27 protein-coding genes are annotated in these 26,560 nt (G+C 59.8%); 15 read left to right on the top strand and 12 right to left on the bottom strand.

Going from position 1 to position 26,560, the window contains the following annotated elements; all coding sequences use genetic code 11:
* Positions 1–2: 2 nt before the first annotated feature.
* From IEV40_RS01275 to mfd, 5 genes are all read right to left on the bottom strand, one after another.
* Entirely contained in the window at positions 3–359 is a 357-nt protein-coding gene (locus tag IEV40_RS01275) for a DUF4870 family protein (RefSeq protein ID WP_188419162.1), read from the bottom strand.
* A 174-nt stretch (positions 360–533) separates the two neighbouring features.
* The gene (locus IEV40_RS01270; RefSeq protein ID WP_188419161.1) at positions 534–2,207 is read right to left on the bottom strand and encodes an L-lactate permease; all 1,674 of its coding nucleotides are present in this window, start codon (positions 2,205–2,207) and stop codon (positions 534–536) included.
* A gap of 415 nt (positions 2,208–2,622) precedes the next feature.
* Positions 2,623–3,630 (bottom strand): autotransporter domain-containing protein, encoded by a 1,008-nt coding sequence (locus IEV40_RS01265; protein WP_229723901.1) that lies wholly within the window; start codon positions 3,628–3,630, stop codon positions 2,623–2,625.
* A gap of 146 nt (positions 3,631–3,776) precedes the next feature.
* Positions 3,777–4,625, bottom strand: coding sequence for a phosphoserine phosphatase SerB (gene serB / locus IEV40_RS01260; RefSeq protein WP_188419160.1), 849 nt, complete (start codon positions 4,623–4,625; stop codon positions 3,777–3,779).
* Between the two features lie 52 nt (positions 4,626–4,677).
* Positions 4,678–8,124 carry a transcription-repair coupling factor gene (mfd, locus tag IEV40_RS01255; protein WP_188419159.1) on the bottom strand — a complete coding sequence of 1,149 codons (3,447 nt, stop codon included), beginning with the start codon at positions 8,122–8,124 and terminating at the stop codon, positions 4,678–4,680.
* A 236-nt stretch (positions 8,125–8,360) separates the two neighbouring features.
* Between mfd and ispD the strand changes: the two genes are divergently transcribed.
* The 3 genes from ispD (at position 8,361) to IEV40_RS01240 (ending at position 10,141) form a co-directional block, all read left to right on the top strand.
* Positions 8,361–9,059, top strand: a complete 699-nt coding sequence (gene ispD, locus IEV40_RS01250) for a 2-C-methyl-D-erythritol 4-phosphate cytidylyltransferase (RefSeq protein WP_188419158.1) — start codon at positions 8,361–8,363, stop codon at positions 9,057–9,059.
* Positions 9,056–9,562 (top strand): 2-C-methyl-D-erythritol 2,4-cyclodiphosphate synthase, encoded by a 507-nt coding sequence (ispF, locus tag IEV40_RS01245; protein WP_188419157.1) that lies wholly within the window; start codon positions 9,056–9,058, stop codon positions 9,560–9,562. Before ispD ends, ispF begins: the two co-directional genes overlap by 4 nt.
* Before the next feature lie 273 nt (positions 9,563–9,835).
* Positions 9,836–10,141 (top strand): hypothetical protein, encoded by a 306-nt coding sequence (locus tag IEV40_RS01240; protein ID WP_188419156.1) that lies wholly within the window; start codon positions 9,836–9,838, stop codon positions 10,139–10,141.
* A 99-nt stretch (positions 10,142–10,240) separates the two neighbouring features.
* Here the strand turns inward: IEV40_RS01240 and IEV40_RS01235 are convergent, their stop codons facing one another.
* Entirely contained in the window at positions 10,241–11,596 is a 1,356-nt protein-coding gene (locus IEV40_RS01235; protein ID WP_188419155.1) for a sensor histidine kinase family protein, read from the bottom strand.
* A gap of 49 nt (positions 11,597–11,645) precedes the next feature.
* The gene (gene ompR / locus IEV40_RS01230) at positions 11,646–12,413 is read right to left on the bottom strand and encodes an osmolarity response regulator transcription factor OmpR (RefSeq protein WP_229723900.1); all 768 of its coding nucleotides are present in this window, start codon (positions 12,411–12,413) and stop codon (positions 11,646–11,648) included.
* Positions 12,414–12,598: 185 nt separating this feature from the next.
* Between ompR and IEV40_RS01225 the strand changes: the two genes are divergently transcribed.
* Positions 12,599–12,874 carry a hypothetical protein gene (locus IEV40_RS01225; RefSeq protein ID WP_229723899.1) on the top strand — a complete coding sequence of 92 codons (276 nt, stop codon included), beginning with the start codon at positions 12,599–12,601 and terminating at the stop codon, positions 12,872–12,874.
* Between the two features lie 104 nt (positions 12,875–12,978).
* Here the strand turns inward: IEV40_RS01225 and IEV40_RS01220 are convergent, their stop codons facing one another.
* From IEV40_RS01220 to flgA, 3 genes are all read right to left on the bottom strand, one after another.
* The gene (locus IEV40_RS01220; protein ID WP_188419153.1) at positions 12,979–13,455 is read right to left on the bottom strand and encodes a flagella synthesis protein FlgN; all 477 of its coding nucleotides are present in this window, start codon (positions 13,453–13,455) and stop codon (positions 12,979–12,981) included.
* Between the two features lies 1 nt (position 13,456).
* Entirely contained in the window at positions 13,457–13,759 is a 303-nt protein-coding gene (flgM, locus tag IEV40_RS01215; RefSeq protein ID WP_188419152.1) for a flagellar biosynthesis anti-sigma factor FlgM, read from the bottom strand.
* Positions 13,760–13,896: 137 nt separating this feature from the next.
* A complete protein-coding gene (gene flgA / locus IEV40_RS01210; protein WP_188419151.1) occupies positions 13,897–14,601 on the bottom strand; it encodes a flagellar basal body P-ring formation chaperone FlgA in 705 nt (234 codons plus the stop codon).
* A gap of 182 nt (positions 14,602–14,783) precedes the next feature.
* Between flgA and flgB the strand changes: the two genes are divergently transcribed.
* The 11 genes from flgB to flgL all read left to right on the top strand — a co-directional run bounded on the left by flgB (position 14,784) and on the right by flgL (position 25,387).
* Positions 14,784–15,200, top strand: coding sequence for a flagellar basal body rod protein FlgB (gene flgB / locus IEV40_RS01205; RefSeq protein WP_188419150.1), 417 nt, complete (start codon positions 14,784–14,786; stop codon positions 15,198–15,200).
* Positions 15,201–15,202: 2 nt separating this feature from the next.
* Positions 15,203–15,607, top strand: a complete 405-nt coding sequence (gene flgC / locus IEV40_RS01200; protein WP_188419149.1) for a flagellar basal body rod protein FlgC — start codon at positions 15,203–15,205, stop codon at positions 15,605–15,607.
* Positions 15,608–15,625: 18 nt separating this feature from the next.
* The gene (locus tag IEV40_RS01195; protein WP_188419148.1) at positions 15,626–16,297 is read left to right on the top strand and encodes a flagellar hook assembly protein FlgD; all 672 of its coding nucleotides are present in this window, start codon (positions 15,626–15,628) and stop codon (positions 16,295–16,297) included.
* Positions 16,298–16,327: 30 nt separating this feature from the next.
* Positions 16,328–17,566 (top strand): flagellar hook protein FlgE, encoded by a 1,239-nt coding sequence (gene flgE, locus IEV40_RS01190; protein WP_188419147.1) that lies wholly within the window; start codon positions 16,328–16,330, stop codon positions 17,564–17,566.
* A 59-nt stretch (positions 17,567–17,625) separates the two neighbouring features.
* A complete protein-coding gene (gene flgF / locus IEV40_RS01185; RefSeq protein ID WP_188419146.1) occupies positions 17,626–18,366 on the top strand; it encodes a flagellar basal-body rod protein FlgF in 741 nt (246 codons plus the stop codon).
* A gap of 69 nt (positions 18,367–18,435) precedes the next feature.
* Positions 18,436–19,218, top strand: coding sequence for a flagellar basal-body rod protein FlgG (gene flgG / locus IEV40_RS01180; protein WP_188419145.1), 783 nt, complete (start codon positions 18,436–18,438; stop codon positions 19,216–19,218).
* Between the two features lie 39 nt (positions 19,219–19,257).
* The gene (locus IEV40_RS01175; RefSeq protein WP_188419144.1) at positions 19,258–19,926 is read left to right on the top strand and encodes a flagellar basal body L-ring protein FlgH; all 669 of its coding nucleotides are present in this window, start codon (positions 19,258–19,260) and stop codon (positions 19,924–19,926) included.
* A 40-nt stretch (positions 19,927–19,966) separates the two neighbouring features.
* Positions 19,967–21,100, top strand: a complete 1,134-nt coding sequence (locus IEV40_RS01170; protein ID WP_371870020.1) for a flagellar basal body P-ring protein FlgI — start codon at positions 19,967–19,969, stop codon at positions 21,098–21,100.
* A gap of 13 nt (positions 21,101–21,113) precedes the next feature.
* A complete protein-coding gene (gene flgJ, locus IEV40_RS01165; RefSeq protein ID WP_188419143.1) occupies positions 21,114–22,049 on the top strand; it encodes a flagellar assembly peptidoglycan hydrolase FlgJ in 936 nt (311 codons plus the stop codon).
* A gap of 146 nt (positions 22,050–22,195) precedes the next feature.
* Complete coding sequence (gene flgK / locus IEV40_RS01160) at positions 22,196–24,139, top strand: flagellar hook-associated protein FlgK (RefSeq protein ID WP_188419142.1); 1,944 nt, start codon at positions 22,196–22,198, stop codon at positions 24,137–24,139.
* Between the two features lie 24 nt (positions 24,140–24,163).
* Positions 24,164–25,387 carry a flagellar hook-associated protein FlgL gene (gene flgL, locus IEV40_RS01155; RefSeq protein WP_188419141.1) on the top strand — a complete coding sequence of 408 codons (1,224 nt, stop codon included), beginning with the start codon at positions 24,164–24,166 and terminating at the stop codon, positions 25,385–25,387.
* A 70-nt stretch (positions 25,388–25,457) separates the two neighbouring features.
* On the opposite strand, the gene fliR is transcribed toward flgL, so the two are convergent.
* Both fliR and fliQ read right to left on the bottom strand, forming a co-directional pair.
* Positions 25,458–26,249 (bottom strand): flagellar biosynthetic protein FliR, encoded by a 792-nt coding sequence (fliR, locus tag IEV40_RS01150; RefSeq protein ID WP_188419140.1) that lies wholly within the window; start codon positions 26,247–26,249, stop codon positions 25,458–25,460.
* A gap of 31 nt (positions 26,250–26,280) precedes the next feature.
* On the bottom strand, positions 26,281–26,550 hold the full coding sequence (fliQ, locus tag IEV40_RS01145; protein ID WP_188419139.1) for a flagellar biosynthesis protein FliQ: 270 nt from the start codon (positions 26,548–26,550) through the stop codon (positions 26,281–26,283).
* Between the last annotated feature and the right edge of the window lie 10 nt (positions 26,551–26,560).

Genomic DNA, 26,560 nt, shown 5'->3' with positions numbered 1-26,560 from the left:
GCTTACGGCATTGGTTTGTTGTCGTTCAGATCGACGATGCCCTTGATCAGCCGGTACAGTTTCCACAGCCATGCCAGCGCCCAGACCAGGAAGGCGGCAGGAATGCCGACCACGGTCAGGAACAAGATGCAGCCCAGCGTCATCCACACCAGATACCACCAGAACGAGCGAATCTGCCAGCCGTGATGGCTGTAGACGAAGGTATCCGCCGCATCGTCGCGCTTGACGTAGTTGATGATCAGCGGAATGAAGGAAAACATGCCGAGCGAAAAGAGCAGGCTGGCGCCATGCGCGATGTACAGCCACCATGCGAGGCTCTTGGCCGATTGCAGGCGCGAATCGAGGACGAGTTGGTTCATGTCGCGTCTCCTTGTCTGATGTCGTCGGGAAGATGCCGTCATTCTAACCAACAGTTCGGCAACAGTTCGATATCGGTATCCTTGCATCAAGCATGAGTTGTACATGAGGCGCACATGAAAAAAGCCCGGAGCGAAGTCCGGGCTTTTCGTGATCGGGGCGTTCCCCGAGCGTTCTTAGTGAACGACCATCTGCGTGAATGGCGAGACGTATGCCTGCAAGGTAACCAGCAGACCGACCAGCACCGCCAGCGCGATCGAGTGGAAGAACACGTAGCGCAGGATGTCGCCCTCGTGGCCGTACCATTTGGTTGCCGTGGACGCCACGACGATCGACTGTGCATCGATCATCTTGCCCATCACGCCGCCGGAGCTGTTGGCTGCGGCCATCAGCACGGGATTCAGGCCGAGCTGTTCCGCTGTGGTTTTCTGCAGGCTGCCGAACAGCACGTTGGATGCGGTATCGGAACCGGTCAGCGCCACGCCCAGCCAGCCGAGCAATGTGCCGAACATCGGATACAGCACACCGGTCTGTGCAAACGCCAAGCCCAGTGTCGCATCCAGGCCGGAGTAGCGGGTCAGGTAGCCGACGCCGAACATCGCGCAGATCGTCAACAGCGAGAAACGCACCAGTTTGATCGTCTCCCAGTATTCGACGAACAGCCGCTTGACCGAATAACCCATGGCCAGGCCGGCGACGATGGACGAAACCAGAATGCCGGTGCCCGCCATCGACAGCACGTTGAAGTTGAAGACAGCGCCCTCGATGATCGGCTCATGTACCACCGGCGGCATTTTCATGACCATGTGGTCGAGGCCGGGGATCGCTACTTTCAAGGCCCAGATCGAGTCGACGAATTTCTTGAAGAACGGCGTGCCCCACAGGAAGACGAATACCGACAGGATGATCCATGGCATCCATGCGCGTGCCTTGCTGATTGCTGCGGCACCGCCGCCGTTGACGTTGATTTCCTCCGGTTTCACGTCGGCTGCCGAGTTGTCCGGATGTTTGCCGAGAGCGGTCGAGGTCCAGACCTTCTTCGGTTGCCAGACTTTCAGGAACAGCGTCAGGCAGCCCATCGACACCAGCGAGGCGATGACGTCCACCAGCCAGGGGCCGTGGAAGTTGGAGACGAGGAATTGCGGAATCGCGAACGATACGCCCGCCACCAGAATGGCCGGCCAGATTTCGCGCATGCCGCGGAAACCGGCAAAAGCCCAGATCAGCCAGAACGGCACGATCACCGAGAAGAACGGCAACTGGCGGCCGATCATTGCCGACAGGTGATGCAGGTCGAGACCTGTCACGGCGGACAAGGCGATGACCGGTGCGCCCAGTGCGCCGTAGGCAACCGGCGCGGTATTGGCGATCAGTGCAAGGCCCGATGCTGCCAGCGGCGAGAAGCCGAGGCCGATCAGGATCGCACCCGTCACCGCGACCGGCGTACCGAAGCCGGCGGCACCTTCGAAGAAGGCGCCGAAGCAGAAGGCCACCAGCAGCAGCTGCAGGCGGCGGTCTTCGGTGATGCTGCCGACGCTATCCTGGAGCACCTTGAAATAGCCGTTCTGCGTTGTCAGCCTGTGCAGGAAAATAATATTGAGCACGATCCAGCCGATCGGGAACAGGCCGGAAATGATGCCCAGCCCCGCCGCCTTGCCGGCCATTGCGACCGGCATGCCAAACACGAAGGCGGCCACGCAAATGCCCACCAGCAACGCCAGACCGGCTGCCAGATGCGCTTTCATGTGGAAGAAGGCGAGGGAAATCAGAAGAACGGCCACCGGAATCCCGGCGACCAGTGTGGACAGTGCGAAACTGTTCAACGGGTCATAGACTTGTTGCCATACCATTTTGTCTGCTCCTTTTTATAGTAGGCGTACAGATTGTTTTTATATCTGCTTGTATGTGTGCCTCGGCATGCAATGCCGCCCCCGATTATTGAGGCAGAAGCAATGCGAAAAGATGAATAAAATTGCGCGACCGATGAAATGTTCTGCTGCGCACGTTAAAAGCAACGCGCGAACCAATTTTGTAAGCACCATGTAAGCAAAATGGACTGCGGCATTGCATCGGGGCGGATGGCAGAAAAACGGGGAAGCCGGTGGTGCAGATTTGCACTCGGTGAAAAAGCGTATCAGGGCAGTGGCGAGATGCCTCGAATCCTATGGAGTGCGGTGTACATCGTATCTGCGTGCACGAGCAGTTTGGAGCGGAATGAAATCGACAGGTGATGCACGAAGCCGGATATCGGCAAGCCGGGAATATTTAGAAGCTGAGCGCCAGACCCAGCGAGACGCCCGATACATCGTCCCCGAACATGTAGCGCATCACTAGACGAGTTCTGGTGACATAAACGTCGTAGGCGCTGGAATCAAGCTCGAAACCGGCACCGATGGTGGAAAGATAATCGAATCCTAGAATGCCGGCCTGGCTGCCGAGGTAGTGCGAGTGGGAAAATTCCAGAACATAGCGCAGCGGACGATCCAGCATCGTAATGCCGGTCGGCGCACGATAGCGTGTCCACAGGCTTGCGGTACGGGCGTCGGCCGAACCCTGGATGGAATCCGCGCCGCCGAAGCTTCTCAGCTCGATGTCGGTGTAACGCAGCTCGACATCGACTTCGTAATCTTTCCGGTAATGCTCGTAATCCAGCATCAACGAGCCACCGAGTCCGTAGGCATTCAAATGACCGTTCTCAAGGAAGTCGAAGCTGCGCCCGGTCCGGTAGCCGAGAATCAGGTTGCCCAGCGCCAGATCACTTTCGACCCGGCCCAGCGCAAAATTGAAAATGGGGCGCAGCACAAGATCTTCCGCGACGGGAAAATCCCATCCGACACCTGCCGTGCCGGTGATGCTGTTCCATTTGAAGGGTAGCGTGCGCTGGTCGGTGCCGGCACTGGCGACAAATTGCGGATCGTAGCGGCTGAGTGCAAAGCCTCCCTCGAGATACAAGGGCAGGCTTTTGCTGATGGTTGCGCCACCGGCGAACTGCACCATGTTGATGGTGGTGTCGTGGGAAGAGCTGTCCTGAATGGAGAGTGAACTGCTGGCCAGATCGGGAACCACCGAATATGCCATCAGCGACAGCACGCCATTTGCGCGCTTTTGAATGGTATTGGCCGAAACATTCAATTCCAGCGGTTGCTGCGCCGCTGCACAAGCGGTGTAAAGGCTGGTAGACAAGCCTAAAAAGAACAGGGATATGCCGTAAAGAATGTGCCGGTTAGCCGATGGATCTCGCAGGGTTTGCGCTGGATTGAGAAATTCGGTCATGACGGGTGCCGGTATCTCCAGAGAGCGATCTCCATGTGGAAGCAAATGATTTCTTACCCCACGTCCCGAACCGTTTGCGAGATCTGATACGCGTCAATTTAGCATGAAAGAAATGGCATTTTCTTCAGAAAATGTCTGATGCCAGATCAACGCTTGTCGAGCAATTGCAGCAATCCATCCAGACCGACGAAATTCAGGGTGACATCGGCCTGTTGCCGTACCACCGGTTTGGCGCGGAAGGCGACCGACAGGCCGGCGATGCCCATCATTTTCAGGTCGTTGGCGCCATCGCCCATGACGATGGCTTGCGCCGGCTGGATACCCATTTCGGCGCAGACGCGTTCGACTGTGCGTTTCTTTTCGTCGGCATCGACGATGTCGCCGGTCAGTTTGCCGGTCAGCTTGCCGTCGACGATCTCCAGCCGGTTGGAATGCGTGTAGTCCAGTCCGAGCCGCTGCTGCATGCGGTCGGTGAAGAAGGTGAAGCCGCCGGAGACCAGCAGCGTCTTCATGCCAGCGGCTTTGACCGCGGCAAGCATGCGCTCTGCGCCCGGCGACAGTTGCAGGCGCTCGTCATAGACGCGCTGCAGCGCGTTTGCATCCAAACCTTCCAGCAGCGCAACGCGACGCATCAGACTTTCGCGGAATTCGATCTCGCCGCGCATCGCTGCCTCGGTGATCGCGGCGACTTGCGGTTTCAGCCCTTGCATGTCGGCGATTTCGTCGATGCATTCGATCGTGATCAGCGTCGAATCCATGTCCATGACGAGCAACTTGAAATCGCCCAGCGAACGGCCGCGTTCGATGAAGGCATAGTCGAGTTGCGCCGCCCAGGCGGCAACGTCGATCTGCGCTTTCACTTCGTCATTGTAGGAAATGCCTTCGCAACGATAGGCATGTTCGCCGACCGCAACGACCACGCGCGAGCGTGCCAGTCCGGCGATTTGCTCGATGGTGCTGCGTTGCGTTGTCAGTCCTTGCAGGATGAGATCCATGGGTGTTCCGATTGATGCGAATGAATGTTGGTTCGTATGATGCGAATGCCCGTCATGCCGTCAATGCGCGTATCGTGCCGCGCACCTGCGCGACGCGTGCCGCCAGATCGGGCATGGCGGCGGCGATGCGCAGCTTGTCCTGGCCGTTCAGCTTGATGTGGCGGTTCTTCTGCACCAGCTCGATGATGCGCATGCCGTCGATCGGCGGATTCGGTTCGAACTGCAGCGTCGCCGATTCGGCATGTGCGTCAATCTTGATGATGCCGACCGGCTTGGCTGCCACGCGCAACCGGTGCGTTTCCACCAGTGCCTGTGCCGGCTCCGGCATCTTGCCGAAACGGTCGATCAACTCTTCCTGCAGGTCGCTGATGGCATCGTTTGTCGCACAGTTTGCCAGACGTTTGTAGATCGACAGCCGTTCGTGCACGTCGCCGCAATAGTTTTCCGGCAGCAGCGCCGGCACGTGCAGGTTGATCTCGGTGGTGGTGGACAGCGGGGCGGCCAGATCCGGCTCCTTGCCGTTCTTCAGCGCGCGCACGGCTTCGTTCAGCATGTCCGAATACAGCTGGAAGCCGATCTCGGTCATCTCGCCGGACTGGCTTTCGCCCAGCACTTCGCCGGCGCCGCGGATTTCCAGATCGTGCATTGCGAGATAGAAGCCGCTGCCGAGTTCTTCCATCTGCTGGATGGCATCCAGCCGGCGTTGTGCCTGCCGCGTCAATCCTTGCACATCGTGCACCAGCAGATAGGCGTAGGCCTGGTGGTGCGAGCGGCCGACGCGGCCGCGCAACTGGTGCAACTGTGCCAGACCGAACTTGTCGGCGCGGTGCATGATGATGGTGTTGGCGGTTGGCACGTCGATGCCGGTTTCGATGATGGTCGTGCACAGCAACACATTGAAACGCTGCGCGACGAAATCGCGCATCACCTTTTCCAGGTCGCGTTCGTGCATCTGGCCGTGTGCGACGGCGATGCGTGCCTCGGGCAGCAGTTCTTCCAGCATCGCCTTGCGGTTCTCGATCGTTTCGACTTCGTTGTGCAGGAAGTACACCTGGCCGCCGCGCTTCAGTTCGCGCAGGCAGGCTTCGCGGATCACGGAGTCGTTCTCGCTGCGCACGAAGGTCTTGATCGCCAGCCGCTTCTGCGGCGCGGTGGCGATAATCGAAAAATCGCGCAGGCCTTCCAGCGCCATGCCCAGCGTGCGCGGAATCGGCGTCGCGGTCAGCGTCAGCACATCGACTTCGGCGCGCAATGCTTTCAGTGCTTCCTTCTGGCGCACGCCGAAGCGATGTTCCTCGTCGATGATGACGAGGCCGAGGCGCGAAAACTTCACTTCCGGCGACAGCAGCTTGTGCGTGCCGATCACGATATCCAGCGTACCGTCGGCCATGCCCTTGACCGCGTTGGCGATTTCCTTGCCGGTGCGGAAGCGCGACAGTTCGGCGATGCGCACCGGCCAGTCGGCGAAGCGGTCGGCGAAGGTCTGTGCATGCTGCTCGGCCAGCAGCGTGGTCGGCGCGAGGATCGCGACCTGCTTGCCGCCCATCACGGCGATGAAGGCGGCACGCAATGCAACTTCGGTCTTGCCGAAACCGACATCGCCGCAGACGAGTCTATCCATCGGCTTGCCGCTCGTCATGTCGCGCATGACGTTGTTGATGGCTTCCTGCTGGTCCGGCGTTTCGTCGAAGCCGAAGCTGTCGGCGAAACGTTCGTAATCGTGTGCCGAATACTGGAAGGCATGGCCTTCGCGCAGTGCGCGGCGCGCGTACAGGTTCAGCAGTTCGGCGGCGGTGTCGCGAATCTTCTCGGCGGCGCGTCGCTTGGCTTTTTCCCACTGGCCGGAACCGAGCGTGTGCAGCGGTGCATCGTCTGGCGCTGCGCCGGAATAGCGCGAGATCACATGCAACTGCGAGACAGGCACGTAGAGCTTGGTTTCCTTCGCGTATTCGAGATGCAGGAATTCGGTCTCGCCTTCACCGAGATCCATGCTGATCAGGCCCATGTAGCGGCCGATACCGTGGTTGGCGTGGACGACCGGATCGCCGATCTTCAGTTCGGACAGGTCGCGCACCATCGCGTCGACCTGCGTCGCGCCTTCCTGTTTTTTGCTGCCGGCGCGGCGGCCGGAACCGGCGTACAGCTCGGTTTCGGTGACAAAGGCGAGGTTCGCCGCATCGTCGTCCAGTTGGAATCCGGCGTGCAGCGGCGCGATGCCGAGCATGATCTTGTCGGTGCCTGCGGCGAAATCGGAAAAGCCTTCAGCCAGCGGCAGCGACAGGTCGTATTCGTTGAAGTATTGCAGCAGCGTTTCGCGGCGACCGGCGGTTTCGGCACAGATCAATACGCGCTTGCCGGTTTGCAACAAATAACTGCGCAGATTGACGAGCGGATCGTCGGCACGGCGATTGACGGCAATGTCCGGTAGCGGTGCGGATAGCTCGGATGCTTCGGCGGCTTTCTGGAGAATCCAGCGGCCGAACGGTTTGGCCTGCGTGTAGAACTGTTCGACCGACAGGAAGATATGTTCCGGCGCCAGCACGGGGCGTTCGCGATCCGATTTCAGGAAGCGATAGCGCGATTGCGTGTCGTTCCAGAAGCGCTGGATCGCGTCGTCGATATCGCCGATCAGCGCGAACGTCGCATCTTCCGGCAGATAGTCGAACAGCATGCTGGTCTGTTCGAAGAACAGCGGCAGATAGTATTCGATGCCGGCGGACGCGATGCCGTTGCCGATGTCCTTGTAGATGACGGCGCGCGATGGATCGCCTTCGAACACTTCGCGCCAGCGGCCACGGAAGGCGGTGCGCGCCTCTTCATCCATCGGGAACTCGCGTGCCGGCAGCAGACGCACTTCTCTTACCGGATACAGCGAACGCTGCGTGTCTGCGTCGAAGGTGCGGATGGTCTCGATCGTGTCGCCGAACAGGTCGATGCGGTAAGGCAGCGGCGAACCCATAGGGAACAGGTCGATCAGGCCACCGCGCACCGAATATTCGCCGGGCGACATCACCTGCTTGACCGGTGTGTAGCCGGCCAGTTGCAGCTGCGTCTTCAAGCGTGCTTCGTCCAGCGTTTCGCCCTGCTTGAAGAAGAAGGTATACGACGCCAGGAAGGAGGGCGGTGCCATGCGCAACAGTGCAGTGGTTGCCGGCACGATCAATACGTCGCACTGGCCGGTTTGCACTTCATACAGCGTGGCGAGTCTTTCCGATACGAGATCCTGATGCGGCGAGAAGGCATCGTAGGGCAAGGTTTCCCAGTCGGGCAGCAGGTGGCAGCGCAACTTGTCGCTCTCGCCGGCGGCGAACCAGGGGATTTCGGTCAGCAGGCGTTGTGCATCGGCCGGACTGGCGGCGACGATGGCCAGCATGCGTTTCTGCGATTTCAGCTCGATGGCTGCCTGGGCCAGCGCATAGGCATCCGCGGAACCGTGCAGCGCAGGCAGAACGAAACGGGTGCCGGGTTTGGGAAGGGATTTTTTAAGGGCTAGGGACATCAAGCAGCGAGATCGGGAACCGTCAGCGATCATGGAAGACACATGCATCCGTGAACGCATGCGCTTGATTTGACAGTGAAAAAGGTTGGTGCGATTATAAACCAAGCCCTCGTTCCGGTCGGTCGGGCACTTCCTGCCAACGAAGTTCCATCGCCGTTTTTCCGCACAAGCGCCTCCCGGTTCTGCTGCTTTTCGCCGGCCGTTCCCTTTCCATTATTCCGTTTGCACTTTCGTCGATGACCGTATCCCGTTATTTTGCTTTGATACCGGCGGCTGGTGTCGGCGCGCGCCTGGGCGCGGCGATGCCGAAACAGTATGTGCGCATTGCCGACAGGGCGATGCTGTCGCACGTATTGTCCGTTTTCGCCTGCGATGAGCAGATCGCGCATGTTTTCGTGGTAGTCGGCCGGGACGACGAATACATTGATACGGTACTGAAAGAAATCGGCGATGCAGGCACGCGCCTGACGGTGCTGCGCGTGGGCGCAGAAACGCGTCACCATTCAGTGCTGAACGGGCTGGCGGCGATACGTGAACACGTTGACGACGAAGACTGGATACTGGTGCACGATGCGGCGAGACCCGGCATTGATGCCGGCTTGATCGGGAAATTGATCGATGCCGTGCATGACGATGCAACGGGAGGATTGCTGGCTTTGCCGGTCGTCGATACCTTGAAGCGCGAAGGCGCGGATGGTCGTGCCGTTGAAACTGTATCGCGCGAACGTTTGTGGGCAGCGCAGACGCCGCAGATGTTCCGTTATGCTTTGCTGCGACGCGCACTGGTACAGGCTGGCAGCGTGACGGACGAGGCGAGCGCGGTAGAAGCGCTCGGATTGAAGCCGTTGCTGGTCGAAGGCAGCGCGCGCAATTTCAAGGTGACGCTGCCGCATGATGTGGCATTGGCGGAGCTTTATTTGAAGGGATTGGCATGAGCAACGTACCGAGCAATTTCCAGCCGTTTCGTATCGGACAGGGATACGACTGCCATGCGCTGGTCGAAGGCCGCCAGTTGATCATCGGCGGCGTGACGATTCCGCATGCGACCGGCCTGCTGGGCCATTCCGACGCGGATGTGCTGCTGCACGCGATTACCGATGCGCTGTTCGGTGCGGCCGGCCTTGGCGACATTGGGCGGCACTTTCCGGACACGGCAGCCGAATATGCCGGCGCCGATTCGCGCGTATTGCTGCGCGAGGCGGCCAAGCGCGTGATGGCGGCCGGCTACGGCATCGGTAATATCGATGCGACGATCATCGCGCAGCGGCCGAAGATGGCACCGCATATTCCGCAGATGATCGCGAACATTGCGGCCGATCTCGGCGTGACGACCGGACAGGTCAACATCAAGGCCAAGACCAACGAGAAGCTGGGTTATCTCGGGCGAGAAGAAGGCATGGCGGCGGAAGCCGTGGCACTGATTTATCGCCGGGATTGATGCCGGGATCGCGTGTCGGCGGCACGGCAGAAGTGCAATCTTTTCATTGCGAATCGTTCGCATCTGCTGCGCACCAGTGCCAGGCTGGCAATTGCATAGCAAAATGCCAAATTGAAATGGCAATGTTTTATGCGTGGCGGCTATTGATTTTCCAAAAAGCATCGCCAGCTATTGCAGCATGCGTCGTATTGACGCATAGTACGTAAAGGCATGCGATACGCGCCGATTACCCAAGAATCGTTGCGCGTTCCTACAGAAGGAGCAATCTTACTCATGGCATCTTTTTTCTTCAGTCAGCAGATCAATGGTTGGCAACAAATGTTTCGTCGTGGACAATCCGGCAGCTTTTTGTCGCGCCTGTTCGCCTGGTTGATGCTGGGTCTGCTGCTGGTCGTGGGTCTGCTTGTCGTGGTGGCGGTTCTGCTGCTCAGCTGGTTGCTGATTCCGGTGCTGCTGTTCAAAAAGCGCAATGCGCTGAAGGCTGCACGCGAGGCGGCAGAGCGCGCCTACTACCGTCGCCCGGCACAGGGCGATGTCATCGAAGGCGTGGTGACGGAAGTCAAGGACGAACGCGCCTGATTTAAGTACCATGCAAAAAAAAACGCACATCATCGATGTGCGTTTTTTTTTGTGCCTGCAATGCGATGAAATAGAGAGGAGTGGCGCGCGGCGCTGTCGTCAATGCCGTTTCTTTGCGTTGGCGAAGCTGATCCTGATCAGCAAGCCGCCGCCCTTGCGATTGGACAGCTGGAGCTTGCCGCCATGACGGCGCACGATACGGTCGACGATTGCCAGCCCAAGACCGGCACCATTGGCCTGGCCGCGCGCCTGGTCCATGCGTGTGAATGGCCGCAGTAGACGATCGATTTCTTCCTCAGGTACGCCGTCTCCATGATCGGCTATCTCGAGCAGAACCCGATCGCCGTCGAGCCGGCAGCTGAGATCGATGTCTACGCGTTCGTCGCCTTTTTTCCTTCCGTAACGGCGTGCATTCTCGACGAGATTATTGACGATGCGGGTAATGTCCACCGGATTGGCCATGATCGATGCATGGTCGTCGATTTCCACATGAACATGCACATTCTGCAGGCGGGATATTTCCTGTGCCGTCTGCTGCATCAGCGATGATAGGTCGACCTGCACGAATTGCGTACTGTCGGTCGGCCTTGCATAGTCGAGAAACTGACCGATGATCGCATCCATTTGTTCCAGATCGGATTGCATGCCCTGATGTGCGGCTTCGGGCAGTTTGGCCATTTCCAGTTCCAGCTGCATGCGCGCCAGCGGCGTGCGCAGATCGTGCGAAATGCCGGCGAGCACGACGGCACGATCGGATTCGACGCGCTCCAGGTCGTCGACCATGTGATTGAAGCTGAGATTGGCTTCGCGTACCTCAGTCGGCCCGCGCTCGGGCAAGGGAGCGGGCCGTTGGCCGTTGGCGACGGCGCGTGCGGCTGCGGTAAGGCGTGCCAGCGGCTGATTGATCAGGCCCGAAATCATCAATGCCCCCAGCAGCGACAGCAGCAGCGTGACGGCACCCCAGCCAAGCCATTGCACACCTGAACTGCCTTCGACACGTTCGCGGTCGAGCATCAGCCAGTATTCGTCGTCGGCAATCATGAAGCTGACCCAGAAGCCGGCGACATCGTTGACGGTGCGTGCAAAACGCGTGTCTTCGCCGAGTGCGGCGCGCACATTGCCCTCGATGGTTTCCATCATGCGGCTTGCAGCCGGCGGTTTGACGCGGTCGGTAGATTCCAGCGGATAGACGCGCAGGCCCTCGTTGCTCGAAAGATCGAACAGCAGTTCGCGGCGCAGATCGGGCGCCGAGTGCGTCAGTGCTGCGCGAGTGATCGTGACAATGGAAACGACTTGCGCCGCGATCTGGTTGGCGCGCGGCGTCTGTTCGACGATGCGGTAGCTGGCGACCCAGGCCGCCATGCTGGCGGCGATGAAGAAGGCGAGCAGGAAGAAGGTGCGCCAGAACAGGCCGCTTTTCATCCAGCTCAGTCTGTTGGGCGAGGAAGAGGGCATGCGTTCCCTTTGGCGGCGCTACGGTATTTCTTGCATGAAGGTATGCCGATCAGCGCGGCTTGCCTTCCGGGATGAAAACATAGCCGAGGCCCCAGACGGTCTGGATATACAGCGGCGTCGAGGGGTCCGGTTCAATCAGCTTGCGCAGGCGCGAGATCTGCACGTCCAGGCTGCGATCGAAGACTTCGTATTCGCGGCCGCGCGCCAGTTCCATCAGCTTTTCACGCGATAGCGGCTGGCGTGCATGACGGGCAAATACTTTCAGTACCGAGAATTCGCCGGTCGTCAGCGAGATGGTCTCACCGTTCTTTTTCAGCGTGCGTGTGCCGAGGTCGAGTACGAAGTCGCCGAAGGTGAAGGTCTGCGGCGTTTCCGATGGCGCGCCCGGCAATTCATCGGGACCGATGCGGCGCAGCACGGCACCGATGCGTGCGACCAGTTCGCGCGGATTGAAAGGTTTGGCCAGATAGTCGTCGGCACCCATTTCGAGACCGACGATGCGGTCGACGTCTTCGCCCTTGGCGGTCAGCATGATGATGGGCGTCTTGTCGCCGGCACCGCGCAAGCGGCGGCAGATCGACAGCCCGTCCTCGCCGGGCAGCATCAGGTCGAGCACCAGCAGGTCATAGCGTTCACGCAGCCAGAGCTTGTTCATCGTCTGTGCGTTCTCTGCCGTCACGACATTGAATCCCTGTTCCGACAGGTAGCGGCGCAGCAGATCGCGCAGGCGCAGATCGTCATCGACGACGAGAATTTTCGTCTGATGCGTATTGGTGGTGTGCGGTGCTTCCTTCATGGTGGCATTTGTCGTATTCATGTTGCTATGGTAACGTCAGAAATCCTCAGGCGATACGATGGGGAAGGAAGACATTACAAAGTGTTACATCCTTTACGGAAATGCACTTAGGGACGGAGACAAAGCGGCCTACACTTCTTATACGGAACATGTCTTCGCAAAGGCCGCGAAACGACGAGATGAATATTACATTGAAAAGACGAGGAATGATTTTGCTGCTGGTGGCGGGCTTGACTGCGGGTGCTTCGGCACTGGCGCAGTCGCGTTATCAGCATCCCTCGTATGGCGGATTTTTCGCGCAGGACAATCGGCAGCGGCAGAACGACAATCGACGCGAGATGGATAACCGCCGTTTCAACAACGATCGCGATGCCTATCGGCAGCCGCGCCGCGGCGAGCGGCTTTCGCCGGATGAAAGACGCATGCTGCGTCAGCAGATCGACGAGGCAGGGCGCGATATCTATGCGCCGCGCAGGCGATAGTAGAAACGGTCAATATAGGCGTGACGGATAACGCGAATGAATGAAAAACGGCGAGCAGAGATGCTCGCCGTTTCTTTTTTCGGAAGTGTCGTGGACGTCGAGCGTCAGGCGACGATGTGGCGCACTGTCGACTTGCCCGATGTCTGTCCATCGGGACCGTAGAACTGGTTGCCTTGCGGGCTGCCGTGCTGAAGGATGTTCAGCATGCTCTTGTTGCGTACCATCTGCTTGTTGATCAGCGTGCCGTTGACGCGGTTGAGTTCCTTGGCGACGCGGGCCATTTCGATCAGTTCCTGCCAGGATTGATTGGCCGTTTGGGAAGCGTTGGAAGTCTGCAGCCAGGCTTGCATGCCTGTTTCGGAAGCTTCGCAGCCGAGGGCGGCGAGGGCGGTGTGGCGCTGTGCGGCCAGTTCCGCCATGCGGGCGGTGGCCTGGGCTTTCGGTTCGGTCAGATCGGCGATGCCGTCGATATCGGCGGCAATCAGGTGTTCCTGTTCCAGCTTCAGCAGTTGTGTCAGGGTGCGGATTGTTTCGTGTTCCTGGTGCAGACTGTCTTCGGGGCTGGCGCCGAACGATTTCATTTCAACCTTTCCGGGTTGAGATCAGGTCCTTTACCGTATCCATCAATCCATCGGCTACGCGTTCCGCGTCGACCTGGAATTGACCGTTGGCAATGGCTGCCTTGATCTCGTCCACTTTCTTCGAATCGAAGACGCCGGAAGCCGATGCCTGGCTGGTGAGAGCCTTGGCTTCGGCCGACAGCGTCACATTGTCGGACGATGCTTTCCCTGCAGCATCGGCCTTGTCCGGGCCTTTGCCTGCACGGGTTTGCGTCGCATTCACGCCTACACCGGCGATTTTCTTGCTTGCGTCATCAATTTTCACGACTTGCTCCATATGTTTGCGGCAAAACGCCTATCTCTGATCAGTCTAACGGCGTTATCCCACTAAACTTTAGACCTAAATGGAGGGATCGTAAAATTTAACTACTTATCTTTTAAGTAAGATTTCTGCGTGGAAATTTAAAATGTCATTTCCACGATGCCGCCCAGTTTCGCGATTCCGCTGATTACTTCACCACTGGCTGTGCGGACCTGCGTCAACTGTCCTTCATTGGCGTTATTCAAGGCGCGCGCTTCGCTGCTCACACTGAAGCCTGCGCCATTCAACACGATTCTGACGGCTTGTCCCTGTCGGATCGCCTGCTGCGTACGCAGCGCATCCTGCCTTAACGGCGCACCGACGGCGACCGATGATGCGACCGTTCGGCCGATTGCCTGAGAGGTGTCGGTGACGATGCCCGGCGGCATGGCGGTCAGATCGCCTTTTACCTTGGCGAGATCGCCTTCCGTGATGGTTTGTCCTTGTGCCAGCGGAACGGTGGCGACGACGTATTCGCTGCGCACGCCGACGCGGGCCGCGATATAGACGGTCCAGTTGGAGGGGGCCGTGCAGCGTACGCCAACCGTGGTCTTGCCCCATGCCCGGTTTCCGCGCGGCAGGAACGCCTGCGGTTGCGGGCAGGCCGGCAACCTCATGCGCGGATCGACGGAGCCGACCTCGACCGCGATTTCTCCCGGCAGGCCGATTGCCTGTTTCTGCAGAAATTGTTCGACCGTCTGCTTCAGCGCGCCGATATCCTGGCGCGGCGGTTCGGCCGTCTGCGCGAACGCGAGTTGCGCGGCGAGTCCGGCGGTGGCGATCGACAGGGCGAGGAAAGCGTTCATGAGATTCCGTGGTTTCATTCGACGATCATGGTACCGATCCGGTCGTCAGGTAAAGCCGGGAATAGCATGGATTTTGGTCTTCTTATCGTTTGATGGGAGCGATGGCGGCCTCCGTATAGTCCACGCTATACAAATCCATACTGGGTTCGGAAACGGCCCGGGACATCTAGGCCGGAGGTGCAATGAGCAAACTTGACGATCTGTTGCGATTCCAGGAAACGGCGCTGAGCATGCGCGCGCAGCGCCAGCAATTGCTGGCATCGAACATCGCGAATGCGGATACGCCGAACTACAAGGCGCGCGATGTCGATTTTAACAAGGCATTGCAAGGTGCAATCGCCCGCAGTACCGGCGGCACCGCCGCGCCGGGCGAGCTGGTGAAGACGGCAGCCAATCATATGGCGCCGAAAGCCCTGCCGACAATGGGCGGCGCGCGCATTCAGTACGACACGCCGCAGCAAGGCAACATCGACGGCAACACCGTCGACATGGACGTGCAGCAGAATAAATTCATGGACAACGCGATGCGCTATGAAGCGAGCCTGACACTGGCTTCTTCCAAGATCAAGGGCATGCTCACCGCAATCCAGGGGCAATAATCATGTCGCTATTCAATATCTTCAATGTATCCGGTTCGGCAATGAGCGCGCAGAGCCAGCGCCTGAACGTCGTTTCCAGCAACCTCGCCAATGCGGAAAGCACCACCAGCGCCGACGGCAAGACCTATCGCGCCAAGCAGGTCGAGTTCAAGGCGATTCCGATGAACAACGCCACGGCCACCGCCGTGCGCGTCGATCGCGTGGTCGAGGATACGTCGCCGCTGAAGATGGTGTTCGATCCGAAGAATCCGGCGGCCGACGAGAACGGCAACGTCGCCATGCCGAACGTGAACGTGGTGGAGGAAATGGTCAACATGATTTCCGCCTCGCGTTCCTATCAGAACAACGTCGAGACCATGAACACGGCCAAGACGATGCTGCTCAAAACACTGACGCTTGGTCAGTAATCGATAAGGGGAAGAACAATGAGTGCAGTGACCAACGATACGACGGCACCGTCCTGGGTCGATGCAATGAGCCCGAAGACGTCGGGAAGCAAGTCGGATGTGGAAGACATCCAGGATCGCTTCATGACGCTGCTGCTCACGCAGATGCAGAACCAGGATCCGCTGAACCCGATGGACAATTCGCAGATGACGAGCCAGCTGGCGCAGCTGTCGACGGTGACCGGTATCGACAAGGTCAACACGACGCTGCAATCGCTGATCGGTACGTTCCAGTCCGGCCAGTCGATGCAGGCGGCATCGCTGATCGGCCATGGCGTGCTGGCATCGGGCGACAAGATGGCGCTGTCCGAAGGGCAGGCGCTGCTGGGAGCGAATTTCCCGCAGGATGTCGACAGTGCCACGCTGACCATCAAGGATGAATCCGGCAATGTCGTGCAGACGCTGGATCTCGGCGCGCAAAAAGCCGGATCGATCCCGCTGCTGTGGGACGGCAAGATGGCCGACGGCAGCGATGCGCCCGATGGCAACTATACGTTCGAAGTACAGGCCAGCCTGAACGGCAACAACGTCAGTGTGGAAGAACTGCAGTTCGGCATGGTGACGACGGTCAGCATGGGTTCGGACGGCATGAAGATCAACGTGCCGGGACTCGGCGCGCTCGATTATTCCGATATCCATCAGATTCTTTAATTCAACGGCAGCTAACCCGGGAGAAACAACATGAGTTTTCAACAAGGTTTGAGCGGACTGGACGCCGCATCCAAGAGCCTGGAAGCAATTGGCAACAACGTCGCCAATGCTGCCACCGTCGGTTTCAAGCAGTCGCAGGTGCAGTTCTCGGATATCTACGCCAGCACGTTGCTGGGTTCGGGCGCATCGCAGATCGGCATCGGCACGCAGGTCTCGCGCGTCGCGCAGCTGTTCAGCCAGGGTAACGTCACCGCCTCCGACAATCCGCTCGACATGGCGATCAACGGCAACGGCTTCTTCCGTCTGAACAACAACGGGGCGATCAGCTACACGCGCAACGGTCAGTTCCTGCCGACCAAGGAAGGCTACATCATCAGCGCATCGGGCGCGCGCCTGACCGGCTTTCTGGCCGATGCCAACGGCGTGATCCAGACCGGTACGCCGACCGATATCGTCATCAACAAGGGCGACATGGCGCCGCGCGCGACCGATACCTACGATCTGCAGGTGAAACTGGATTCGCGCGAAGACGCGCTGGATCCGGCCGACTTCGATCCGACCGATCCGAATACCTATACGCATGCAACCACCGCACCGGTGTATGACAGCCTCGGCAATACGCATCAGCTGAAAACCTTCTACGTGAAGACCGGCCCGAACCAGTGGAGCGTCTATGCCACCAACGACGACGCGGCGGTCGATACCGGTTCCACACCGCAAGGCCTGATCGGCACGATGACATTCAGCGGCAACGGCGGCGCGCTGACCGGCACCACGCCCGATCCGATGACGATTCCGCTGGACGTGACGACCGGTGCGACCACGCCGTTCAACGTCACGCTGAATCCGACCGGCACGCAGCAGCTGGCAGGCGAATTCGCCTTGTCCAAGCAGCTGCCGAACGGTTATGCCTCCGGCATGCTGGTCGATTTCAGCGTCGGCGACGGCGGCATGATCGTCGGCCGTTACACGAACGGCCAGGTTCAGGCACTGGGCCAGGTCATCCTGTCCAACTTCGCCAATCCGAACGGACTGCAGAATCTCGGCGACAACCAGTGGGCGGAAACTGCCGACTCCGGTGTGCCGATGACCAGCACGCCGGGCAGCAGCGGCCTGGGTTCGGTGCAGTCGTCGCGCATCGAGGAATCGAACGTGGACCTGACCGAAGAACTGGTCAACATGATCACCGCGCAGCGCAACTATCAAGCCAACGCGCAGACGATCAAGACGCAGGACCAGATCATGCAGACGCTGGTCAATCTGCGCTGATAGAGAAGTACGGAAAGTCGTCTGCGCTTTAACCAGCGCAGGCGCATCGGGAGAACGACATGGATCGTCTGATCTATACCGCGATGACCGGGGCCAAGCAGATCATGGAGCAGCAGGCCACCACGTCGCACAATCTTGCCAACGTATCGACCAGCGGCTTTCGCGCGCAGTTCGATACCTTCCGCGCGGTGCCCGTCGTCGGCCCCGGCTTGCCGACGCGTGCCTTCGTCGTCGATTCGACGGTCGGCAGCGATTTTCGCTCCGGCACGATCCAGCAGACCGGCCGCACGCTCGACGTCGCGGTCGAAGGTCCGGGCTGGCTGGCAGTGGAAAAAGCCGACGGCAGCGAAGCCTATACGCGTGCCGGCAGCCTGAAGATCAACGAAAACGGCGTGCTGCAGACCGCCAGCGGCCTCAACGTGCTGAGCGATAGCGGCCCGATCACGATTCCGCCGGACGTGAAGATCACGATCGCACCCGACGGTACGATCTCGCAGGTGGATGCCGGCCCCAATCCGGGCGCGACCATCGATCTGGCACGCCTGAAATTGGTCAATCCCGAAGAAGCCAATCTGGTGCGCGGCAACGACAGCCTGTTCACCACCAAGGATGGTGAGCCGCAGGAAGCCGATGCCAACGTGCGCGTCATCAGCGGTGCGCTGGAAGGCAGCAACGTCAATGTCGTCGATGCCATGGTCAGCATGATCGCGCTGGCGCGCCAGTTCGAGATGAACATGAGCATGCTGAAGAATGCCGAGAGCAACGCGGCAAAAGCCACTGAATTGCTGTCATTGGGTTGACGGCTGCGGTAGCAGAATGAAGATGAATGAAGGAATCGTCGGCGCCAAGCCGGCATACCGGAGAAGAACATGATTCGCTCACTATGGATTTCCAAGACCGGCCTGGATGCGCAGCAGACGCAGATGGACGTCATTTCCAACAATCTGGCGAACGTCAGCACGACCGGCTTCAAGAGCTCGCGCGCAGTATTCCAGGACCTGCTGTATCAGACGATCCGCCAGCCAGGCGGCGCATCGTCGCAGCAGACGCAATTGCCGACCGGCCTGCAGCTGGGTACCGGTACCCAACTGGTGGCAACCGAGCGCATCCACACACAGGGCAACATGCAGAAGACCGACGATGCGCGCAACGTCGCAATCGACGGCGACGGTTTCTTCCAGGTGCTGATGCCGGACGGCACGACTGCCTACACGCGCGACGGCACATTCAAGACCAATGACCAGGGCCAGCTGACGAATGCCAGCGGTTTCCCGATCGATCCGGCGATCACCATTCCACCGGATGCGACCAGCATGACGATCTCGCCCGACGGCATCGTCAGCGTGACGACGGCGGGTAATCCACTGAGCGTGCAGGTCGGTTCGATCCAGTTGTCGACCTTCATCAATCCGGGTGGTCTGGAAAGCCGCGGCGACAATCTGTACATGGAAACCACCGCGTCCGGCGCACCGGTCACCAACACGCCGGGCAGCAACGGCTCCGGCACGCTGAAGCAGAACTACCTCGAAACGTCGAACGTGAACGTCGTCGAAGAACTGGTCAACATGATCCAGACGCAGCGCGCCTACGAAATGAACAGCAAGGCGATCACCACCTCCGATCAGATGCTGCAGCGTCTGACGCAGATGTAATCACCACCGTAACAAGCGCACTACACAAGGAAACATCCGATGAAAACCACCCTGACGGCAATGATCGTGGCAGCAGGCCTGCTGGCAGGCTGCGCAAGCCAGCCGCCGAGTACCATCGTGCAGACGCCGCTGACGGCGCGGCCGACCAACTATGCGGCTATGCCGTCGGGCAATGGCGCGATCTTCCAGAACTCCTCCTATCGTCCGATTTTCGAAGACAAGCGCGCGCGCCTGATCGGCGACACGATCACCATCGTCATCAACGAGAAAAGTTCGGCAGGCAAGGCCGCAGGCAGCTCGGCCAGCAAGACCGGCGGAGTTGCCATGGCGGCGCCCAGCCTGTTCGGCATCTTCCCTGGCTTTACCAACAATCTGAGCGCCAGCGCTTCGACGTCATCGCAGTATGCCGACAAGGGCGCCGTCACTTCCAGCAACAACTTCATCAGCACGCTGAGCGTGACGGTGATCGACGTGCTGCCGAACGGCAATCTGGTCGTCGCCGGCGAGAAGCAGGTGGCGCTGGACAAGAGTGCGGAATTCATCCGCTTCTCCGGTGTTGTCGATCCGGCTACGGTCGCCGCCGGCAACATCGTGTCGTCGCAGCAGGTGGCCGATGCGAAGATCGAATACCGCAGCAGCAGCCATATCGACGGCGCGGAAGTCATGTCGATGCTGGCTCGCTTCTTCCTCAGCGTGGTGCCGCTGTAATGGCTGAGCGAAATGGCAAGGAAATGAGCAAGGAAACATCATGAACAACAAGCATTCGACCCGTCCGTCTTTCAGGAAAATGCTGCAGGCCATCGCCTGTGCAGTCTGCGTACTGCTACCGTTCGCGTCGCACGCGGAACGCCTGAAGGACCTCGCCAGCGTGCAGGGCGTGCGGGAAAACCAGTTGATCGGCTACGGCCTCGTGGTCGGCCTGGACGGCAGCGGCGACCAGACGACGCAGACGCCGTTCACCGTGCAGAGCGTCGCCAGCATGCTGCAGCAAATGGGCATCAACCTGCCACAGACCAACAACTTGCAGTTGAAGAACGTTGCTGCAGTGATGGTTACGGCTTCGCTGCCCGCATTCGCACAGCCGGGGCAGACGCTCGACGTTACCGTATCGTCGATGGGTAATGCGAAGAGCCTGCGCGGCGGCACGCTACTGATGACGCCGCTGAAGGGTGCAGACGGCCAGATCTACGGCATGGCGCAAGGCAACGTCGTGGTCGGCGGCGCGGGCGCATCGGCCAACGGCAGCAAGGCGCAGATCAATCATCTGAGCGTGGGCCGGATTTCGGCCGGCGCCACCGTCGAGCGTTCGGTGCCCAGCGCGCTGGCGCAGGGCGACATGATCACGCTGGAGCTAAGGGATACCGATTTCTCCACCGCCAGCCGTGTCGTCGATGCGGTCAACAAGCGCTTTGGCCCGCAGACGGCGGCGGCGAAGAACGGCCGCGTGATCCAGGTACGCGCGCCGCTCGACAGCGATGCGCGCGTCAGCTTCCTCGGTTCGCTGCAAAGCATTGATGTCACGCCGGCCCCGGTCGGCGCCAAGGTGATCATGAATGCGCGCACGGGCTCGGTTGTGATGAACCAGAACGTGACGCTGGATACCTGCGCGGTATCGCACGGCAACCTGTCGGTGACGATCAATACGCAACCGGTCATCAGCCAGCCGGCACCGTTCTCCGGTGGCCAGACCGTGGTGGCGCAGCAATCGCAGATCGAGATCAACAAGGATCCGGGCAAGGTCATCCTGCTGAAGAATTCCGCTTCGCTGGCCGACGTGGTCAAGGCATTGAATTCGATCGGCGCCACACCGCAGGATCTGCTGGCGATCCTGCAGGCGATGAAGGCAGCGGGTTCGCTGCGCGCCGAATTGGAAATCATCTAAAGACGATAGCCGCATGAGCACATCGCCCATCGACAGCGCGAACAATCTGGCGATCGATGCCAACAGCATCGAATCGCTGAAGATCGCTGCGCGGAAAAATTCGCCGGAAGCGCTGAAGGCGACCGCCAAGCAGTTCGAAGCGCTGTTCGTGAACATGATGATGAAGAGCATGCGCGAAGCCACGCCGCAGGATGGCATGTTCGATACGCAGCAGACCAAGATGTATCAGTCGATGCTGGATCAGCAGTTGAGCCAGAACATGGCAAGCCGCGGCATCGGCCTGGCCGATGTGCTGATCCGTCAGTTGTCGAACCTGCCGGGCAATGCGGTGCAGGACGATGCCGCGGCGGCAAATGGCGACGGTCAGCCGCAGGATTTGCGCACCAGCATGAATAACGAACTGCTGCGCTCGCTGTCGCCACGCGCGGTGCGCACTGCACAAACAGAGGCGACAAACGATGTCGGCGACGCAGGCGATGCATCCAGGCCGGCGCACGTGCAGGCTTTCCAGAATGCATTGATGCCGCATGCACAAGCCGCCAGCCGGACTACCGGCATTCCGGCGAAATTCATGCTGGGGCAGGCCGCGCTGGAAAGCGGCTGGGGCAAGCACGTGATGAAGATGGCCGACGGCAGCAGCAGCCACAATCTGTTCGGCATCAAGGCGAGCGCCAACTGGAAGGGCAAGACCGTGGATGCGGTCACCACCGAATATGTGAACGGCGTACCGCAGAAGCGCGTCGAGAAATTCCGCGCCTACGATTCGTATGCCGATTCGTTCCGTGATTACGCGAACCTGCTGCGCAGCAATCCGCGCTACGAGAAAGTCCTGGCCAATGCGACCGACGTGCACGGTTTCGCGCAGGGCCTGCAGCGCGCCGGCTACGCGACCGATCCGAACTATGCGGCAAAACTGACCAACATCATCAACAACAAGCTCTCCGTCTGACACATCGATTGCGCCGGCATCACATAGCAGTTAATGCAATTGCCGAAGTTGCAGCCATTGCAATTTCGGCATGAATTGCGGTTCAAGCCGGCTCAAGTTTTCCATCGATGTGCCGTACACGCCAACATAGGGTTAACGAATAGATCATGGCCAATATCTTCAGCATCGCCCAGAGTGGACTTGCCGCAGCCCAGGCAGGTATTGCCACGACCGGTCACAACATCGCCAATCAGGCGACGCCCGGCTACAACCGGCAGCAGGTGATCCAGGCATCGATGGACGGCCAGAATCTCGGTGGCATCGGCTTCATCGGCAATGGCGTGCAGGTACAGACGATCCAGCGTATCTACAACGAATTCCTCGGCGCGCAAGCCGTCAGCGGCACCGCGACGGCCAGCCAGTTGTCGACCTATTATGCGCAGATCAACAAGGTCAACAACATGATCGCCGATCCGACCGCGGGTCTGGCGCCCGTGCTCGACAGCTTCTTTGCCGGTGTGCAGGATCTGGTCGCCAATCCGGGGCAGGTGGCATCGCGCCAATCGATGCTGTCGGGCGCGCAGACGATGGCGGCGCGTTTCCAGAGCCTGGATGCGCAATTCCGCAGCATGCAGGATGGCGTCAACAGCGAAATCGAAGGCGCGGTCACCAGCATCAATTCCTATGCGCAGCAGATCGCCAAATTGAACGAAGCGATCCTGAAGGCAGGCAGCACCGGCCAGCCGCCGAACGATCTGCTGGATCAGCGCGACTACATCGTTGGCGAACTGGCCAAGCAGGTCAAGGTAACGGTTTCCAAGCAGGACAACGGCTATACGGTTTCCATCGGCAATGGCCAGACGCTGGTGATCGGCAATCAGGCGATGCAACTGGCGGCAGTGCAGTCGCCGACCGATGCGAACCGTCTGGAAGTTTCCTACACCTCGGCCAGCGGCACCAGCAGCATCATTTCGGAAAGCGCGCTGGCCGGCGGCAATCTGGGTGGACTGTTCACCTATCGCAGCGAGACGCTGGACCAGATCCAGAATTCGCTGGGCCGCATCGCAATCGGCCTGGCATCGACCTTCAATGCGCAGCATCGTCTTGGCCAGGACCAGAACGGTGAGCTCGGTGGCGATTTCTTCAACGTCGGGCAGCCGCTGGTCAGCGGCAGCACGGCAAACAATGGCGATGCCGAAATCAGCGCCACCATCACCAACGTCGATGCGCTGACGACCAACGACTATCGCCTGACCTTCAACGGCACCGATTATCGCGTCACGCGCCTGCCGGACAACACGGTGGTCTACGCGGATCCGGCTTTCCCCGGAGAGATCGACGGCGTGACTTTCTCGCTGGCGACCGGCACCGACATGGACGCCGGCGACGAATTCCTGATTCGTCCGACGGCGAGCGGCGCGCAGGATTTCAAGGTGCTGATCAGCGACGTCAAGGATATCGCCGCAGCCGTGCCTGTCCGTACCACGGCGCCGACCACCAATACCGGTACCGGTTCGATCAGCGCCGGCGTCATCAATGCGGATTTCGATGCGGCGACCGCCGCAGCATTGCCGACGACTCTGACCTACGATTCCGCCGCAGGCACTTTCAGCGGCTTCCCGGCAGGCATGGACGTGACCGTAACGGTCAACGGCACGCCGACCGTCTATCCGGCCGGCACGCCGGTACCGTTCACGGAAGGTGCGACGATTTCCTTCGGCGGTGTCGAAGTCCAGATCGACGGTGCGCCCGCCAACGGCGACACTTTCACGATCAGTAACAACACCAACGGCGACGGCGACAACCGCAACATGCTGGCATTGGGCGAACTGCAGACCAAGAATGCGCTGCAGGGCGGCACCGCCAGCTACAACAGCGCGTATGCACAGCTCGTCAGCTTCGTCGGCAACAAGACCGGCGAAATGAAAGCCAGCAGCGATGCCGAAGCGACGCTGCTGAAACAGATACTGGATGCGCAGCAGTCGCAGTCGGGCGTCAACCTCGACGAGGAAGCGACCAATCTGCTGCGCTACCAACAGGCTTACCAGGCATCGGGCAAGGTGATGCAGGCGGCGAGCGACATGTTCGACGTCCTGATCTCGCTGCGTTGACACTGAATATTGAGGATTGACACCATGCGTATCAGCACCAACATGATGTTCGAGATGGGTTCCAGCCGGATATCGGAGCTGCGTGCCGAGATGATGAAGACGCAGCAGCAGATCTCGACCAACCGTCGCGTGCTGACGCCGGCGGATGATCCGATCGCCGCCGCTTCGGCAGTGGGCGTCAATCAGGCGATCTCGATGAACGACCAGTTCGCGACCAATCGCACCAATGCGAAGAATGCGCTGTCGCAGGAAGAAAGCGTGATGCAGAGCGTCGGGGACATGCTGACTTCGCTGAAGAGCGTGGTGGTCGGTGCCGGCAATGGCTCGCTGAGCGACGATCAGCGCCAGACCTATCTGGCCGAACTGAAAACCAGCCTGGATGAAATGCTGGGCTTCGCCAATACGCGCGACGGCAACGGCAATTACATTTTCGCCGGCTATCAGACCAACACCCAGCCGTTCACGAAAACGCCAACCGGCGCCACCTACAACGGCGACCAGGGCCAGCGCCTGCTGCAGATTGGCGCGTCACGCCAGATCGCTTCCAGCGATTCCGGCAGCGCCGTGTTCGAAGGCGGCATGACGGGCAACGGCCGCTTCGTGACGGCCGCCGGTGCTGGCAATACCGGCAGCGGCATCGTCAGCACCGGCTCTGTCACCGATCTGTCGCAATTGACGAAGCACAATTACTCGATCGACTTCACCGTCGATCCGGCAACCAATGTCACCACCTACACGGTGACGGACAACACCGTGGTGCCGCCGAACGCCGTGTTGACGGATCAACCCTACACCAGCGGCGAGCCGATTGAATTCGACGGCGTGCGTTTCGATATCCAGGGTGAGCCGGCCGACGGAGACAGCTTCAGCGTGCAGCCGAGCACGACGGAAAGCGTCTTCACCACGATCACCAACCTGATCAACGCTTTGCAGCAGCCGGCCACTGATGCCGATGGCCAGGCACGCCTGACGAATGCGCTGAACACCGCGAACAACAATCTGGACAACACATTGGAAAACGTTTCCGCAGTCCGTTCCACGATCGGTTCGCGCTTGAAGGAAGTCGATACTCTGGACAGCGAAGGTTCCAGCCTGGACATCCAGTACCAGCAGAATCTGTCTGATCTGATCGAGATCGATCCGGTCGAAGCGTATTCGCGTTTCACGCAGCAGCAATACACGCTGACTGCGGCGCAGCAGACCTTCGTGCAGACTGCGGGTCTGTCGTTGTTCGACCTGTTGCGCTGATTTTCACAAATGCGGTTGAGCCAGGGCCGGCTGATTGCCGGCCTTTTTTTCGCCCGGATTTTTTGACCCGTCAGGAGAGCGGCGTGAATGCCACCGTGATCTGGCCCATCGCATTGATGCCTTCCTGGATCAGCGCAATGATGGGATTCGTCAGGTAGGGCAGCACGGCGCCGATCATGATGAAGCCGACGCCGATCGTGATGGGAAAACCGATACCGAAGATGTTCAGTTGCGGTGCTGCGCGTGTCAGGATGCCGAGCGCGGCATTGGTGATCAGCAGCGCGGTGATGATCGGCAGCGACAGCTGCACACCGGCGCTGAAGATGCGGCCGCCAAGACTGACGACCTGATGGAAACCGCCGTTCGACAGGATGTGGCCGGATATCGGCAGCATCTCGAAACTTTGTGCCAGCGTGCTCAGTACCAGTAGATGCAGGTTGCTGGAAATGTAGATCATCAGCATCATCAGTGCGAGAAACTGGCTGATGGAAGAAGAGCGGGCGCGCGTCTGCGGATCGAAGAAGACGGCGAAGCCGAATCCCATCGTCATGCCGGTAATTTCACCGGCCATTTCGATGCCGGCAAACACGATGCGTATCGCGAAGCCCATCGCCAGGCCGATCACCAGTTGCTGTGCCAGGATCAGCAGGCCGGCCCATGACATCGGGTCCAGCGCCGGCACGGTCGGTACGCCGGGCGCGATCACCATCGCCAAGAGGATGGCGAGACTGATCTTGACGCGGGCCGGCACGCTGGCGTTGCCGAACAGCGGTGCGACCGAGAGCACGCCGAGAATGCGTGTCAGCGGCCAGATGAAGGAGGCGATCCAGGTCTGGAGTTCGGCGCTGGTGACGGTGATCATGGTTCGCGGACAGGCGCGACGGCAAGCCGCGTCAGCTGACCAGCAGCGGGATGTTGGTGAATGTCTCGCGCATGTAATCGACCATCGTCGATAGCATCCATGGACCGGCGACGATCAGTGCGATGAAGATGCCGATCAGTTTGGGAATAAAGGTCAGCGTCTGTTCGTTGATCTGCGTGGCGGCCTGAAAGATGCTGACGATCAGGCCGATGGCCAGCGCGATCAGCAGCATCGGTGCAGCAACCATCAGCGTGACTTCGATTGCATGGCGGCCCAGGGTCATGACGCTTTCGGGAGTCATCTTTACATCC

This window comes from Oxalicibacterium solurbis, from assembly GCF_014635845.1.
In the GTDB taxonomy this organism is placed as follows: domain Bacteria; phylum Pseudomonadota; class Gammaproteobacteria; order Burkholderiales; family Burkholderiaceae_D; genus Oxalicibacterium; species Oxalicibacterium solurbis.
Note: the sequence above shows the minus strand (reverse complement) of the source record. Positions and strands in the feature narration are given on the sequence as shown.

Coding starts and splice junctions, on each gene's coding strand:
- IEV40_RS01265 (WP_229723901.1), bottom strand. CDS start 3,630: ATGACCGAATTTCTCAATCCAGCGCAAACCCTGCGAGATCCATCGGCT.
- mfd (WP_188419159.1), bottom strand. CDS start 8,124: ATGTCCCTAGCCCTTAAAAAATCCCTTCCCAAACCCGGCACCCGTTTC.
- IEV40_RS01240 (WP_188419156.1), top strand. CDS start 9,836: ATGGCATCTTTTTTCTTCAGTCAGCAGATCAATGGTTGGCAACAAATG.
- fliR (WP_188419140.1), bottom strand. CDS start 26,249: ATGATCACCGTCACCAGCGCCGAACTCCAGACCTGGATCGCCTCCTTC.
- ispD (WP_188419158.1), top strand. CDS start 8,361: ATGACCGTATCCCGTTATTTTGCTTTGATACCGGCGGCTGGTGTCGGC.
- IEV40_RS01220 (WP_188419153.1), bottom strand. CDS start 13,455: ATGAAATCGTTCGGCGCCAGCCCCGAAGACAGTCTGCACCAGGAACAC.
- flgG (WP_188419145.1), top strand. CDS start 18,436: ATGATTCGCTCACTATGGATTTCCAAGACCGGCCTGGATGCGCAGCAG.
- IEV40_RS01275 (WP_188419162.1), bottom strand. CDS start 359: ATGAACCAACTCGTCCTCGATTCGCGCCTGCAATCGGCCAAGAGCCTC.
- IEV40_RS01195 (WP_188419148.1), top strand. CDS start 15,626: ATGAGTGCAGTGACCAACGATACGACGGCACCGTCCTGGGTCGATGCA.
- fliQ (WP_188419139.1), bottom strand. CDS start 26,550: ATGACTCCCGAAAGCGTCATGACCCTGGGCCGCCATGCAATCGAAGTC.
- flgC (WP_188419149.1), top strand. CDS start 15,203: ATGTCGCTATTCAATATCTTCAATGTATCCGGTTCGGCAATGAGCGCG.
- serB (WP_188419160.1), bottom strand. CDS start 4,625: ATGGATCTCATCCTGCAAGGACTGACAACGCAACGCAGCACCATCGAG.
- flgJ (WP_188419143.1), top strand. CDS start 21,114: ATGAGCACATCGCCCATCGACAGCGCGAACAATCTGGCGATCGATGCC.
- IEV40_RS01270 (WP_188419161.1), bottom strand. CDS start 2,207: ATGGTATGGCAACAAGTCTATGACCCGTTGAACAGTTTCGCACTGTCC.
- flgL (WP_188419141.1), top strand. CDS start 24,164: ATGCGTATCAGCACCAACATGATGTTCGAGATGGGTTCCAGCCGGATA.
- ompR (WP_229723900.1), bottom strand. CDS start 12,413: ATGAATACGACAAATGCCACCATGAAGGAAGCACCGCACACCACCAAT.
- flgE (WP_188419147.1), top strand. CDS start 16,328: ATGAGTTTTCAACAAGGTTTGAGCGGACTGGACGCCGCATCCAAGAGC.
- flgK (WP_188419142.1), top strand. CDS start 22,196: ATGGCCAATATCTTCAGCATCGCCCAGAGTGGACTTGCCGCAGCCCAG.
- IEV40_RS01225 (WP_229723899.1), top strand. CDS start 12,599: ATGATTTTGCTGCTGGTGGCGGGCTTGACTGCGGGTGCTTCGGCACTG.
- IEV40_RS01170 (WP_371870020.1), top strand. CDS start 19,967: ATGAACAACAAGCATTCGACCCGTCCGTCTTTCAGGAAAATGCTGCAG.
- flgF (WP_188419146.1), top strand. CDS start 17,626: ATGGATCGTCTGATCTATACCGCGATGACCGGGGCCAAGCAGATCATG.
- flgA (WP_188419151.1), bottom strand. CDS start 14,601: ATGAACGCTTTCCTCGCCCTGTCGATCGCCACCGCCGGACTCGCCGCG.
- IEV40_RS01235 (WP_188419155.1), bottom strand. CDS start 11,596: ATGCCCTCTTCCTCGCCCAACAGACTGAGCTGGATGAAAAGCGGCCTG.
- flgB (WP_188419150.1), top strand. CDS start 14,784: ATGAGCAAACTTGACGATCTGTTGCGATTCCAGGAAACGGCGCTGAGC.
- ispF (WP_188419157.1), top strand. CDS start 9,056: ATGAGCAACGTACCGAGCAATTTCCAGCCGTTTCGTATCGGACAGGGA.
- IEV40_RS01175 (WP_188419144.1), top strand. CDS start 19,258: ATGAAAACCACCCTGACGGCAATGATCGTGGCAGCAGGCCTGCTGGCA.